We start from the raw sequence: 14,510 nt of genomic DNA, 5'->3' as shown, positions 1-14,510 counted from the left end.
TCCGAGCAAGCAGTGACTTCTTTCCCAATCATCCTGATTACTTGCCTAATCCTCCAAACGAGCAGAACAAACGCCCAAAACCGAATGACTTATGTGCTATAACTTCCACGAAGGGAGAATTGCATGACAGGTTTGTTGGACCGTGCGACAGCAGTGCTGGACAAAGCTGGATTGCCTCGAGGCGCACTGGGCCATGTCGAGAGTGGGATGCACTTCCTCCGCTTCGATGCCGAGACGCCTCAGTCCGCCACCGTTTATCGCCCGCTGCTTTGCCTTGTTCTGCAAGGGGCAAAGCTGGTCAGTGCAGGCACCCGCAATCTGACGGTGGCCGAAGGGCAATCGCTGATCGTGAGCCATGCACTGCCGGTCGTCTCGCGCATCATCGAAGTGCCCTATGTGGCGCTGGTGTTCCCGCTCGACCTCGACCTGCTGCGCAGCCTCGCCCCAGCGGTGTCACCTGCCCGGACCACCCGCAGGCAAGATGCCTTTTCGATCACATTGTGCCAGACCGACCATGGGATGGAAGACGCGCTGGCCCGCTACCTTGACCATTGTAGAGACAAGCCGTCGCGCCATTTGCTTGCCCCGATCACCCGGCAGGAACTGCATGCGCGGCTCCTATTGGGCCCTCATGCAGACACGTTGCAAAGGCTGCTTTGGAACGAAACCACCGCCAGCCGCATCTTCTCCGCGACGCGCGAGATCCAATCCGACCTGTCACGCGCGCTTGTCGTGAGCGATCTGGCAGAGCGGATCGGAATGAGCCAATCCGCCTTTTTCGAGCATTTCAAAGCCGTAACCGGGACGTCGCCCCTGCAATACCAGAAGGACCTGCGCCTGCTGCACGCCCGAGATGCGCTGCGCACCTCGGGTGCCAAGGTGTCGGACGTCGCATTTCGCGTAGGGTATGAAAGTTCTGCCCAGTTCTCGCGCGAGTATGCGCGGAAGTTCGGCCTTTCGCCGCGACAGGATCGCGCTGCGCTGGCTGCGGAATGACCGCCTTGGTGAACACCTGCAGCCTTGAGCAAACGAACCACGAGCCTGATCAAGTTTCAGAGCATCCCGTGCGCAAGAGGATGCGTACCGTCTTGGCTGCTGACACTGGCTGGCAACATGCCCTTTAGTCAGAAGGGCTGCGTGTGGAATTACGCATGCCATTCTTAGCCGCCTGCGTCGGCACCAGAGCACGGACAAGCTTCTGCATGTTCAGGTAGCCCACAGGCGCACCATTGCGATGAACCTCATAGCTTAAAGTGGTGTCGCCCTCTGACAACGCAATGACAGACTCCAGCGTTGCATCGGCATCGACTGTTCCCGCTGTTTGTGGGGTATGGTCAGGTGCGACATCCATAATCGAGCGCACCCGCAAGACACGCGCGCGATTGATGTCGCTGATGAAGTCCACGATGTAGGGATCATTGGGGCTCAACAGGATTTCCTGCGGCTCGCCCTGTTGCACGACGATACCGTCTTTCAGGATGACAAGGTGATCGGCGAGTTTCAGCGCCTCATCAAGGTCGTGGCTGATGAACACAATGGTCTTTTGCAATTCCTGCTGCAGTTCCAACAGTAAGTCCTGCATGTCTGTACGGATCAGGGGATCGAGGGCGGAAAACGCCTCGTCCATCAGCATGATCGGCGCATTCGAGGTCAGCGCGCGGGCAATCCCAACGCGTTGCTGCATGCCTCCGGACAATTGATGAGGATATTGCCCGCCTTGGTTGCCAAGGCCGACGCGCTCCAGCCAGTTCAGCGCGTCTTTCTCATAGGCTGACCGATCCTCACCGCGCACAGAGCGAGCCATACCGGCATTGTCCAGAACCGTCTCATGCGGCAACAACGCAAAGTGCTGAAACACCATCGACATCTGCGTGCGGCGCAGTTCGCGCAGACGAGCTTCGCCAAACACTAGAATGTTCTCGCCATTTACGAGGATTTCACCGGCAGTCGGCTCGATCAGCCGATTCACATGCCGTATCAAGGTCGACTTTCCCGATCCCGACAACCCCATGATGACCGTGATCTCACCCGCGCGCATGTCGACATTGATGTCGCGCAGGCCAAGAACATGACGATGCTCGCTCATCAGCTCTGACTTACCCATGCCTGCGCGGACATGGTCCAAAGCCTTCAGGGGGTGCGTGCCGAAAATCTTGTAGAGATTGCGAATGGAAATGCTTGCATTCTGGCTCATCGGTTTTCCGATCAATGACGCGGAACGCTGGCTGCGGCATTGACCCGCGCCAGAGCCGCCTTTGTGACACGGTCGAGGATGACCGCCAGCAGAACGATACCCAGACCAGCCATCAAGCCGACCCCAAGTTCAAGATTGCGGATCCCGCGCAAGACCAGCACACCAAGCCCCGGCGCAGAGACAAGAGAGGCGATTACGACCATCGCAAGGCTCATCATGATTGTTTGGTTCACGCCGGCCATGATGTTCGGCAGCGCCAGTGGGATCTGTACGCGGACAAGTTTCTGATGTCTTGTCATGCCAAAAGCTTCTGCAGCCTCTATGACATCCTTGTCTACCAGACGGATGCCAAGATCCGTTAGCCGGATGACGGGAACGATAGCATAGAGAATGATCGCAATTCCGTACAGTTTCGGCTCGGTGACGGAAAACAGGAAAATCAAGGGGATCAGATAGACGAAGGTCGGCAAGGTCTGCAGCATGTCCAGCACCGGGATCGTCAATCGCTGCATGGTGTCGCTTCGGGACATCGCAATTCCGATGGGCACGCCGAATAGCACACATAGGAAGGCACACACGAAAATGATGGACATGGTCTGCATGGCGAAGGTGTAGTGATCGACAAACAAGAGGAACGCCAAGGCGCTCCCGACGAACCCCATCAGCGCCCAAGACCGTGACGCGACCCAGACCAGCGCCAGCATCAGCGGAAGCATGACCCACCACGGTGTTGCGGTGAACAGATGCAGTGCAGACTCAAGCGCCCAGCTCAGAGGCTGGGTCACAGGATCCAACACCACCTTCAACGGATCTTTGATGTTCAGGAAGCTTTCTTCAAGCCCGCGCGTCAGGTCGCGCGATCGCGCGATCGCCGGGCATGCTTGATTTAATGTGTCGAGCGATGGAAACGGCAACTCCCAAAGCGACGTCGCCCACGATGTATCAGAGTCGCCCCCTGATCCGCGGGCCAGCAGGTCTGCCATGCTCATGGGGCGCGGCTCTGCGTCTTGGTCACACCACTCTCGAAGCCCAAGCCCGTTGAACACGAAATCATAGGTTGCCATTGTCCGTCACTCCTCACGCGGGCGCGTCACAGACGGCGGGCATCGACTGTCAGCCATGCCCGCCGTTCATTTTGCTTATTGGAAGAGAGCGCTCAGTCGCTCCGTTGCAGCCTCATTGACCCAACCTTTCCAGGTGTCCTGACTTGTAGTCAGGAAATACACAGCCGCTTCCTCGGCAGACGCGCTGTTGTCCGCTTGCCAGGCCAGAAGTTTGCTCAACTCCTGTCCACCAAAAGAGATGTTGCTGACCAGCTCGAAAATATCGGGATTCCGGTCTGCGAAATCGGATGTAACCACCGTCAACACAGGCGCAGCTGGATAGGCCGATATTCCGGGTGTCGCACAATCCTGCGTCTGGTTGCATGCATGGATTTCAGCAACATGCGGGCCTATGTCGACAGCAACCATATTATAGCGCCCAAGAACCGCGGTAGGGCCCCAGTAATAGCCGAACCAGGGTTCGCGGTTTTCGTAAGCTGCGGCCATCGAGGCAGGCAACGTGTCGCCCGAACCGTGGTTGAACACCTCCATCCCTTTGCCTTCAAAATCGAAGGCTTTGACCAGATTGTCGTTGGCGATCCGGCAGCCCCAGCCATCGGGACAGTTGTGGAAACGACCACCCACCAGTTCGGGATTGGCAAGAATGCCCTCTATTGTGGCCAGTTCCGGGTGTGCCTCGACCAGATAATCGGGCACCCACCAGTTTTCGCTCCCGCCTTCGGCGAAGACATCCGCTGCCTTGACCAGTTGCCCTTCGGCTTCAAGACGGAAATACGCAGGGGCCGAGTTGACCCAGAGTTCCGGCACCACATCAGGTTCATTGTTTTCTGCCAGCGAGGTAATGGCCGTGGTGGTTGCCGAAGGTACGATCGTGACCTCGCACCCATAGCCCTGCGTCATCAGAAATTCGGTCACCCGTGTGATGATCTGGCCCGAGGCCCAGTTCATTTCAGCAACCGAAACTTCACCGCACTCAGCAAGAGCAACGGTTGGCAAAGCAAGGCCTGCAAAGGCCGTAGCGATAAGTGTTTTTTTCATCGATCAGTCTCCCTGTTTTTTGGTTTGTGTGTTGGTCTTGGATCAGTCGTCGTCATTCCCGCCCGCACCTGCTCCAGCCAGCGAACTGGCGGATGTCGGCACCGTCGAGGCCATCATGAACTGCATCAAACGGGCGTATTGGGTTGCAAGGACCGTCCCGCGATGTGTGGGTGGCCAATCTGGGCTTGGGGTTTTGTCCTGCGGGTCGGGGGTGATCGTGACCTGCGCCGGGCCTGCGATACCTACGGACCCCGTAATGGAGGGGCATGCGCCCGGTGCAAGGACAACCTGTGTGTCTGCCCAGTCCAGCCTGATCCGCTGTCCGGCTTGATCAGCCAGACGCGCTGCAAAAGGGAGCAGGAAAAAGGGGCTGTTTATCATCGGCAGCTTAGTCTTGATCGGGACGGAAAGAGCCGCTGTATCGGCCAGAACAATGCCCACGCGCAGCGCACAGTCGCCGCCATCCTCCGCGGCGTCCAGAACCTCCAGCACTGCGCCCGCCCAGTCCTGACCGGCGCGCGCCAGCCAGCACGCGGCCTCGCCAACCTCTTCGGATTCGCCCCAGCTGCGCCCGGCGCCACGCGCGGCACGGGCGGACAAGGCTGTAATTTCCGACAGTGACAGCTCCAACTCTGCTTCCCTGCGGACTTCATGCTTCATGGCAATCCCCGTTCATCTCGTCGGGGAAGGGTGCGCCTTGAAACAAACTGATCCGCACCCAGCGGTCCGAGCGCGGGTCAAAACGCGTCGCGCCGAAAAACGCGAGTTTGCAGCGCAGAATGTCGATCGGCAGCATCTCGGCAGAGATCAGATTGTCGCGGATTTCCGCAAAAGGATGGCGCGCCGTGATCTGCGCCCGCCGCACCGCGGGGCGGTGTTCAGGAGCGGCCAAAAGCACATGCGCAACCGGCAGGTCATCGGGCTGTTCCTGCAACGCCTGCCAGAGTGCCGCAGCCTGTCGCCCGGTATCCAGCGGCAATTCGCGTTCGGCACCCGGTTCCTCGTGGCGTTCTCCCAAGCGCGGCTCTAGTTTGTCTTCGGACACATACCAAAAGCGAGCACATTGCGCGCGGGCCGTGTAGTCGGGCCGCAGCGCCCAGCCATATTGCGCCTTTAGAATGGCGCGCAAGTCGCCCACCGGCATCGCGCCATTGATGGCGAAATGGGCGCTTTCATCCGCCTCCATGCAGTCGCCGAGGCCGTCGATCAATGCGCCATGCGGCTCCAATATCGCGGCCAGCAATGCCTCTTGCCCCTCAAGCGGCAAGACGTCCTGCCCCCAGCGCCACAGGTCATCCCAAGGATGGGGGGTGGTTTGGTCCCAACCCTGAGCGACATGGTCGGCAATCTGGTTCAAACTGGCACGCAGATCAGCCAGTTTTGCAATCTGGATGTCATGCGCGCTCGTCCAGAGAGCGGCGTTTTCACGCGCGGCTTCCAACGTCGAATGCAACTGTGCCAACTGCGCAGCTCCAACGGTGAATTGTGCGCGCACACGGGCCAACGCCTCTTCGCGCGCCAGCATCCAGTTGTTCAGCAAGATCGGATGGCGGATCAGGAAAGGCGCCATACCCAAACCTGTAGAATTGCCGACCCCGAGCCCGCGCTTTAATTCGGACGCAAGCCGTACGGCCGTTTCGCCACCCTTTGCACGGGCAAGATGCTCGACCAGATCAACCGTAAAGGCGCGGGTCAACCAGACCGAAAGCATTTCGGCCTGAAACGGTGCACGCATTTCGGGGCGCTGCGCGATGGCTGATCGGTCCACAGCGCCAAATTTACCCGAACCATAGACAGCCGTCGTTCGCATCAGATAGCCGGTTTCAAGCAGCATCGCCGGGTCAGGTTGCAGGCCTTTCGCAAGCCGCTCCACCACATGCTCGAAAAGCCTCACCGAGCGATTGGCCCGGCTAAGACTGAGTTCTCGCGGGCTAACGCGCCCGGCTTCCTGCAACGGGACATTGGCAGCAAGGCGGTCCAGATCATCAGGCGTCGGCGTGCCGTCAAACAGCGTGAACGTCGCGTCCCATGCGGTCGCAATCACCCGGTCCGAGCGCGCCTCGGGCGGCAGATCATGGGCGAATGCCACAAGACTATAGGTCCGCGCGGGGCCAATGGCGCGATAGACAGCATAGCCCACGCCTTTGGCGTCGATCTCCCAGACGGGTCGGTCAAAGCGCCAGCTCTCGGCCTGCATTCGGAGCAGAAGTTGGCGCAGAAATGACAAGCGTGTGGGATGGCTGCACCCCATCCGTGCAAGGCGCATCACCTCGTCCGGGCTGCGCCGGAAGGCGCGGGCTTGCGGCATTGGGTTCAAGTCCTCGCAGCTCATTGCGCGACCTCTTGGTCTGGACGTTCAGCCGCGCCAAAGCTCTGGCGAAAGAACCGTGCCCAGTTGCCACCCATCACCGCGCCGATCTCTTCGGGAGAGAAGCCAACAGCGCACAAACCGGATTCGATCTGCCCAAAATCGCGATTGTCGCGGAACCAGTCGGGCATCGGAGGAAAGCCAGGATTGTCTGCGCTGCCCTCGCCATAATCGCGCGCCTTGGTCCAGCGACCTGCGCGCATCCAGTCGACGACACTGTCCGGCTGATCTTGGCACAAATCCGTGCCAATACCGATGTGCTCAATCCCCATCTTCTCCGCCGTCTCGGCGACCATTCTGCAGAATTCATCCAGACTGCATGACCCGCCTCCGCGCAGATGATGCGGATAGACCGAAAACCCCAGCATGCCGCCGCTTTCAGCCAGCGCACGCAAAACGCGGTCGGATTTGTTGCGAAGCGCCGGGTGCCAGCTTGCGGGATTGGCATGGGTTATGGCGATGGGACGTGTGGAATATGCAATCGCATCGAGTGTCGAGCGTTCACCGGAATGGCTCATGTCGATGACCATCCCGACGCGGTTCATTTCCGTCACAACCTCGCGACCCATACGGGTCAATCCGGTGTCATCAGCTTCATAACAGCCCGATGCCAGCAAGGACTGATTGTTATAGGTCAGTTGCATGAAGCGCAGACCAAGGCGGTGCAACACTTCGACAAGACCGATGTCATCTTCGATACAGGACGGGTTTTGCGACCCCAAAAAGATCGCCGTACGCTTGGTATTTCGGGCAAGGTCAATATCGTCCGCCGTAAAGCCCTGAAAGATCAGATCCGGGTGGCGTTCGAACCAGCGGTTCCATGCCTCGATATTCAGCACGGTCTCGCGAAAGTTCTCGTGATAGGTGATCGTGACATGAACAGCATCGACACCACCTGCGCGCATCTGACGAAAGATCTTTTCCGACCAGTTGGCATATTGCAGCGCGTCGATACGCGGGGTCATGCCGGCGCCCCCGCATAGCTGTAGGCTGTCTTGACCGTGGTGTAGAATTCTTCGGCAAAGCGCCCCTGTTCGCGCGGCCCATAGCTGGAAGCACCACGCCCACCAAAGGGCACATGATAGTCTGTGCCCGCAGTTGGCAGGTTGATCATGACGCAGCCCGCCCGCGCATTGCGGCGGAAATGCGTAGCGCGCGCCAGATCGCGGGTCATGATGCCTGCGGTCAAACCGAATTCAGTATCATTCGCGAGGTGCAGCGCCTCATCATAGCTGTAGGCCTTGATGACGCAGGTGATCGGGGCAAACATCTCTTCTCGGTTGATGCGCATATCGTTGCGCGTGCCTGCAAACACGGTGGGGGCCATGAAATACCCCTCTGTGGGGCGCTCCAACCGGGTGCCGCCGCACACCAGTTCGGCACCCTCGGCCGTGCCGGTCTTAATATAGGCAAGGTTGGAGGCAAGCTGCTCGGCGCTCACCACGGGGCCGATCTGGGTGCCATCTTCCAGCGCATGACCGACGCGTAGCGCCTGTGCGGCGGCTGCAAGCTTGTCCACGAATTCATCATGGATACGTTCATGGACAATCAGGCGGCTGGCCGCAGTGCATTTCTGCCCAGTACCGCCAAAGGCCGCATTGGTGGCGTGCGCGACGGCCAGGTCGATGTCGCAATCGTCCATGATGACCATGGGGTTTTTGGACCCCATCTCCATCTGCAGCTTGGTCATGTTGGGGATGGCAGCCGCCGCAATACCGCGCCCCACTGGCACGGAACCGGTAAAGCTGATCGCATCGACATCCGCGCTTTCGGCCAGCGCCTGTCCGATCTCACGTCCTGCCCCCATGACCAGATTGAACAGTTCTTTAGGCAGATCTTGCTTGGCAATGATCTGCGTCAGCGCGACAGCGCTGGCGGGGGTCTGGTTCGCGGGTTTCCAGATCACGGCGTTGCCAAAAGCCAGCGCAGGGGCGATTTTCCAAGCCGGGGTGGCCACCGGGAAATTCCACGGGCTGATGATCGCCACAACGCCCACGGGCTCGCGCCGCACATCAATTTCAATGCCGTCGCGCACCGAGTCAGCCGTCTGGCCCAACTGGCGAAGCGCTTCGGCAGCGAAATAGGTAAAGAACTGCCCGGCACGATAGACCTCGCCCTTGCCTTCGGCAGCAGGCTTGCCTTCCTCTCGAGCGATGAGCGTGCCGATTTCCTCGGCGCGGGCCATCAATTCAGTGCCGATGGCCATGAGAACATCATGGCGTTTCTGCGGTCCCGTTGCCCCCCAAACAGCCTGCGCCTCACGCGCCGCGGCGAATGCTTGGGCAAGTTGGAGCGTGTCTGCCTGTGCAAAATGCCCGATCGTTTCCGATAGATCAGAGGGATTGTGGTTTTCCATGCGGGTTGGACCGTCGCGCCAGTCGCCTGCGATAAAATTACAGGTTTCAAGTTGCATGTCATTTCCTCTTGCCGCTCAGGCGGTCTTGATCCGATCCATCAAGGCGGCATCAACCTGCACACCCTCCATTTCGATGCGTTTGCGGTTTGCCACCCGGCGCGCACCGGGCAGCCGCGCACCGGTCTGATCCGTGATCGCGCTTGTCAGTCGCAGGATCGCAGTATGGAACCCATCACCAGAGAACGCTACGGGATCAACGCCGATGAAGAACTGCCCCGTGCCCGGCGGCCCACCTTTAGGGCCAGAGAACGGACTGGCCTCGATCCCCAAATTGCCCCCCGACAGAGCGGCCGCAAAGATTTCGACCATAAGGCCCATTCCGAAACCCTTTTGCCCACCCGCAGGCAGCATTGACCCTGCAAGGGCTGCCTCTGCGTCTTCTGTCGGATGGCCATCGGCATCAAGCGCCCATCCTCGCTCAATCACCTCGCCTTTGCGGGCGCGCAGAATGATCTCGGATTTCGCGATGGCACTTGCCGACTGGTCAATCACCAGACGCGCTCCCCCTGATCCGTCTGGCACCGCCAATGCAAATGGGTTGGTCCCGATCACCGGGCGGCTGCCACCGATTGGGGCCATCGAAGCGGGCGCATTGGTATGGCACAGCCCCACCAAACCGGATTCAGCCAACCGCTCTGCATGATGGCCCAGAACACCGCAGTTATAGGACCGCGACACCGCCATTGCCGCAACCCCCTGTCCACGCACGGCAGCGACAAAGTCTTGCCAGCCTGCGTCGATCGCGGCATGGGCGAAACCGTGTGCAGCATCGACTTGAATCGCTGAAGCGCGCGACCGTGACACGACCGGGGTTGCAGTGCCCAGAACCTTGCCGCAGCGCAGATGCTCGGCATAGATCGGCACATACATCAGACCGTGGCTGCGAATGCCATCGCGCTCGGCCAGCCGGGTCGAGCGTGCGACCGCAGCTGATTGTTCCTCGGATGCCCCTGCGCGCGCCAAAGTCTGATGCGCAAGGTCTTCCACCTGATCCAATGTAAGTATCGTGTCGGTCATCTGGTCCCCCCAAAGTCACGCTATGGGGGTGACTTATTCAGATCAAACGAATTAAAGTGAACTTGACTTCAGTTTTTTTGAGGTGACGGGACATGATCCGAACCCAGAGCTTGCGTGTTTTCGTCACCGTTGCCAGCTGCGGCAATATCCGCGACGCGGCCAAGGTCCTGCGCCGTACGGATTCCGCCGTCTCAATGACCCTCAAACAGCTTGAGAACGATCTTGGCGCCCGCCTGTTCGAAACGGACAGAAAACATACGCTGACGGCGCTTGGCGTTGAAGTGAACAAGCTCGCTCAGGACTTGTTGCGCGAACATGATCGCACAACCGAACGGATCGTCGCGCTTGCCGAAGGGCGGGAAGGTGTCTTGCGCATTGCCGCTGTCCCCTCGGTCGCCGCACAGCTTCTGCCGCCGGTGCTCAGCGCGATGTTGGCCGATCATGCTGGCGTTCGGATCGAATTGTTGGATACCGACAGTACCAGCGTGCATATGCTGGTCGAAACAGGCGTCGTCGAGTTGGGCATCGGTGGCGCGCCCGCGGCCGGGACAGGCCTTAGCTTCGTTGCCTTGTTCAATGACCCGTTTCGGCTGGTCTGCCGCAAGGACCATCCTCTTGCCCAAATCAAACAGCCCTTGTCCCGCCAAGATGTGCATGCGCATCGGTTGATCAGCAACAAATCAACCGTCGGGTATTCTGGATTCGAGGAGGATGGCCCAGATCGCGCGTCAGCGCTTAGTGCGCGCAACGTCATTTCACTGATGGCTTTGGTGCGGGCGGGAGCTGGCGCAACGATTTTACCTGCTCTCGCGACGCGCTCCATCTATGATGATCTTTGCGCGCTGGAACTAGATGATCCCTCGGCGCTTCGGACCGTCGGCTTTGTGATGCGCCGTGGAGGCCATACCAGTCCGATTTGCACAGCGTTCCAAAACCGCCTCGTTTCGCTGATCCGGACATCCGACATCACGTCTCATCCGATGCTACCCAGCGACGATCAATGTCTGCCATGACCCAAAGCAGTGCGGGCTGCCCTAATTAGCAGCAGAAATCGGTGCACAGCGTAGGGGCGATCCAAGAATGGAGGCTTGCCATCAAGTGGGGTGTCGAAGAATGGGCGAGGGTTGACAAGACAAAGCTCGTTGGTAGCGCTGAGATATGAAAAACACATCTGCCAGCCCCGCTCCTGTGCGTACCCGTGACCCGGAACGAACCAAAGGCCAAATCCTTGAGGCCGCATTGAGCGAATTTGCCACCAACGGATATGACGGTGCGAAAGTCCACCAGATCGCAAAGAGCGCAGGATGTAATGCGCGACTGATCTATCATTATTTCGACAATAAGGAGCGCCTCTACGCCGCGGCGCTTCGCAAGATCTACTCAGATATCCGCGAGCGTGAGGCGGAGCTCAATCTGGATGCCCTTCCCCCGGAACAAGCCGTGAAGCAGCTGACAGAAACGACATTCGATTTCTTTGAAAACAACACAGCCTTTCTGTCGATCACCCGCAGCGAGAACCTGCTTGGAGGGCGTTTCATCTCGCAGATGCCGGAAATCCAGAAGATGTCCGCACCGTTCCTCGACAAGATCTCGGATGCTTTGAAGCGAGGTCATGCCGAGGGTGTCTTCCGCGCCGGCATTGATGTCTTGCAACTCTATGTCAGCATCGTCGCGCTGAGCGCCCATCATATCAACGCAAGTCATACCCTGTCAGCGACGTTTGGCCGTGACATCTCTAGTGTGGCTTGGCGACAAGAGCGCAGGGCGCATGTGGTCGAGATGATCCAAAACGCAGTTGCGTTGCGCGAATCGACAGCGTGATCCCTCTTATGGGTGCGACATTGTATACCTCCGCATATGCAGAATTCTTGCTCAGAGCTAATGAAACGTGCCTGCAAAACAGGCAGCAGCAAAATAATTCAATTTTGATTTACTTAAGAGCTTTCTAACATCAAGCATGCGGCTGCATGTCCATCACCATGAACATGACAGCCACCATACCCGCTTCCTCCACGCAGCAGGCAAAACCTGCAGGCGTACACCCCCGACCGGCGTTGGAACTGCAAGATGCGTCTGTTGTCTTCGGCAGCGGAGACACTGCAGTCACGGCTCTTTCGCCCACAAACCTGCGTATGGACCGCGGCGATTTTCTAGCGCTTGTCGGCCCATCGGGCTGCGGCAAGTCCACGATCCTCAAACTGGTCAGCAACCTGATCCAGCCCAGCTCTGGGCTTGTCTTGGTGGGCGGAAAAGAGGCGAAGGCCAAGGAATTGCGCATCGGCATGGCGTTCCAGAATCCGACCATGCTGCCTTGGCTGACAATCGAGCAAAACATTTTGATGCCGCTCAAGATCGTAGCGCCGTTCAAGCACACATACCGCAAGGACAAGAAAGGCGCGTTCCGGGACCGCGTGCACGACCTGCTGGGTCAGGTCGGGCTAAAGGACTTTGCCAACCACTACCCGTGGCAATTGTCCGGCGGAATGTTGCAGCGCTCCAACCTGTGTCGGGCGCTGGTGCATGAACCCGACTTGCTGCTGCTGGATGAGCCGTTTGGCGCGCTCGATCAATTTACCCGCGAAGAGCTGTGGCAGATCATGCAGACGCTGTATCTGGACAGAAAGCCCACGGTGCTGCTGGTCACACATGACTTGCGCGAAGCCGGCTACCTTGCCAACCGCATCTGCGTGATGAGCGCGCGACCCGGTCGAATCATCTCGGACGAACCGGTGAACATCCCGCAGCCGCGGGACATCGGCATGATCTACAGTCCCGAATTCGTCGAAATGACCCAAGGCCTGCGCGAGTTGATCGCGCAAGTCCGCAACGCGTGAGGACTTAACCAATGACCGACTCTCAACGCATCCGCTTGCTTTCGTCCTCGCTGATCATCGGGTTCTTTCTCACTTGGGAAGTGCTGTGCATCGTTCTGAACGTGTCGGACCTAATCCTGCCACGCCCATCAGAAATTCTTGTGACCATGTGGACGCGCTTCCCGGTACTGTGGCCGCACATTCTCCAAACGCTCTACTCCACGCTTTTCGGCTTTTCGCTGGGCGTGATGATCGGCGTCACCCTCGGTGTCATCGTTGGCACATCCAAGATCGCCTACGCCGTGGCCTATCCGCTGCTGGTTGGCTTCTCGTCGATCCCCAAGGTTGCTGTGGTTCCGATTTTTGTGCTTTGGTTCGGCTCGGGCACCACGCCAGCCGTACTTACGGCGATGGTGATCTGTGTGTTCCCGATTGTTGTAAACATCGCAACCGGGCTTGCCACCACGGAACCAGAACTCGAGGACGTGCTCAAGACGCTGGGTGCCTCCAAGTCAGAAATCCTCTGGAATGTTGGCCTTCCTCGCGCAATGCCGTACTTCTTTGCGTCCCTCAAAGTGGCAATCACACTGTCTTTTGTCGGAGCCGTGCTGTCGGAAACCGTAGCTTCGAACATGGGTATCGGCAACGTGATGATGACCGCGTCATCGAACTTTCAGGTCTCGCTTGTCTTTGCCGGTCTGATCATCCTCGCCCTGATGGGGGTCGCGCTTTACGCGGTCTTCTCGTTCCTTGAACGCCGTGTCACCGGCTGGGCCACACGCGGCAACGACATCGCCGTCACCTGATCCAAAATTTCCCTCTCTCCAATCGAAAAGGACGACCTCATGAAACACTCTCTGTTCGGTGCCGCCCTCGCCATGCTTGCCGGAGCTGCCCCTGCCTTTGCCGAAATGACCGACATCCGCTTTACACTGGGCTGGAAGACACAAGGGTCCGACGCGCCTTTCCTCCTTGCTCTGCACAAAGGGTATTTCGAGGAAGAAGGTCTGAACGTCACCATCGACCAAGGTGAAGGATCGGCCGCCACTGTGACGCGTATCATGGGCGGGGCCTATGACGCGGGCTTCGGTGACATCAACGCGATCATCCAGAACGCAGCCGCCCGCCCGGGCGAAGCTCCGGTCATGGTGTACCAACTGTGGAACCGCCCACCGTTTGCGATTGTGACACCCAAGACTGCTGGCATTGAGTCGCCCGCCGATTTTGAAGGCAAGACGCTGGGAGGCGCACAGGGCACACCGACCACACGCCTGTTCCCGGTCTTTGCCGAACTGAACGGCATCGACCTTGAAAAGGTCGCACAGGAAAACATGGCACCCAACCTTCAGGAACCCATGATGATCCGCGGCGATATCGACGGTGCGTTTGTCTTCACCTCGACCAGCTGGTTCAACCTGATCGCCAACCGTCAAGATCCGGCGAATGACTACAATTGGTTCAATTTCGAAGACTACGGGATGGACCTCTATTCCAACGGTCTGATGGTGTCGCGCGCAATGCTGGCGGAAAACCCCGAAGCGGTGGCCGGGCTCGTCCGCGCAGTGAACAAGGCCACGATGGAAGTTGCAGCCAATCAGGA

Annotated in this window: 14 protein-coding genes; 6 read left to right on the top strand and 8 right to left on the bottom strand. The window is 58.8% G+C overall.

Annotated features, from left to right (window positions below; translation table 11 throughout):
* The first annotated feature begins 123 nt into the window (after positions 1-123).
* Entirely contained in the window at positions 124-996 is an 873-nt protein-coding gene (locus MCRY_RS06770; protein WP_085628742.1) for an AraC family transcriptional regulator, read from the top strand.
* Between the two features lie 124 nt (positions 997-1,120).
* Here MCRY_RS06770 and MCRY_RS06765 read toward each other — a convergent pair whose 3' ends face one another.
* The 8 genes from MCRY_RS06765 to MCRY_RS06730 form a co-directional block, all read right to left on the bottom strand.
* Positions 1,121-2,194, bottom strand: coding sequence for a betaine/proline/choline family ABC transporter ATP-binding protein (locus MCRY_RS06765; RefSeq protein WP_085628741.1), 1,074 nt, complete (start codon positions 2,192-2,194; stop codon positions 1,121-1,123).
* Between the two features lie 11 nt (positions 2,195-2,205).
* A complete protein-coding gene (locus MCRY_RS06760) occupies positions 2,206-3,258 on the bottom strand; it encodes an ABC transporter permease (protein WP_085628740.1) in 1,053 nt (350 codons plus the stop codon).
* Positions 3,259-3,333: 75 nt separating this feature from the next.
* Positions 3,334-4,296, bottom strand: a complete 963-nt coding sequence (locus MCRY_RS06755) for an ABC transporter substrate-binding protein (RefSeq protein ID WP_085628739.1) — start codon at positions 4,294-4,296, stop codon at positions 3,334-3,336.
* A gap of 42 nt (positions 4,297-4,338) precedes the next feature.
* A complete protein-coding gene (locus MCRY_RS06750) occupies positions 4,339-4,956 on the bottom strand; it encodes a DUF3726 domain-containing protein (RefSeq protein ID WP_085628738.1) in 618 nt (205 codons plus the stop codon).
* Complete coding sequence (locus tag MCRY_RS06745) at positions 4,946-6,628, bottom strand: hypothetical protein (protein WP_238939412.1); 1,683 nt, start codon at positions 6,626-6,628, stop codon at positions 4,946-4,948. The genes MCRY_RS06750 and MCRY_RS06745 overlap by 11 nt, the downstream gene beginning before the upstream one ends.
* On the bottom strand, positions 6,625-7,629 hold the full coding sequence (locus tag MCRY_RS06740) for a membrane dipeptidase (RefSeq protein ID WP_085628737.1): 1,005 nt from the start codon (positions 7,627-7,629) through the stop codon (positions 6,625-6,627). Before MCRY_RS06740 ends, MCRY_RS06745 begins: the two co-directional genes overlap by 4 nt.
* Entirely contained in the window at positions 7,626-9,077 is a 1,452-nt protein-coding gene (locus tag MCRY_RS06735; RefSeq protein WP_085628736.1) for an aldehyde dehydrogenase family protein, read from the bottom strand. Before MCRY_RS06735 ends, MCRY_RS06740 begins: the two co-directional genes overlap by 4 nt.
* 18 nt (positions 9,078-9,095) lie before the next feature.
* Entirely contained in the window at positions 9,096-10,097 is a 1,002-nt protein-coding gene (locus MCRY_RS06730) for an Ldh family oxidoreductase (protein WP_085628735.1), read from the bottom strand.
* 92 nt (positions 10,098-10,189) lie between these two features.
* On the opposite strand from MCRY_RS06730, the gene MCRY_RS06725 reads away from it, so the two are divergent.
* From MCRY_RS06725 to MCRY_RS06705, 5 genes are all read left to right on the top strand, one after another.
* Entirely contained in the window at positions 10,190-11,110 is a 921-nt protein-coding gene (locus MCRY_RS06725) for a LysR family transcriptional regulator (protein ID WP_085628734.1), read from the top strand.
* A gap of 145 nt (positions 11,111-11,255) precedes the next feature.
* Positions 11,256-11,918 (top strand): TetR/AcrR family transcriptional regulator, encoded by a 663-nt coding sequence (locus MCRY_RS06720; RefSeq protein ID WP_085628733.1) that lies wholly within the window; start codon positions 11,256-11,258, stop codon positions 11,916-11,918.
* A 146-nt stretch (positions 11,919-12,064) separates the two neighbouring features.
* On the top strand, positions 12,065-12,931 hold the full coding sequence (locus MCRY_RS06715) for an ABC transporter ATP-binding protein (protein ID WP_238939411.1): 867 nt from the start codon (positions 12,065-12,067) through the stop codon (positions 12,929-12,931).
* Between the two features lie 11 nt (positions 12,932-12,942).
* Positions 12,943-13,716 (top strand): ABC transporter permease, encoded by a 774-nt coding sequence (locus tag MCRY_RS06710; RefSeq protein ID WP_085628732.1) that lies wholly within the window; start codon positions 12,943-12,945, stop codon positions 13,714-13,716.
* A 39-nt stretch (positions 13,717-13,755) separates the two neighbouring features.
* A partial coding sequence (locus MCRY_RS06705; protein WP_085628731.1) for an ABC transporter substrate-binding protein occupies positions 13,756-14,510 on the top strand: 755 nt, incomplete at its 3' end.

The organism is Marivita cryptomonadis (assembly GCF_002115725.1).
Taxonomy (GTDB): Bacteria; Pseudomonadota; Alphaproteobacteria; order Rhodobacterales; family Rhodobacteraceae; genus Marivita; species Marivita cryptomonadis.
The sequence above is the reverse complement of the archived record's forward strand: the minus strand, read 5'-3'. Positions and strand labels throughout refer to the sequence as shown.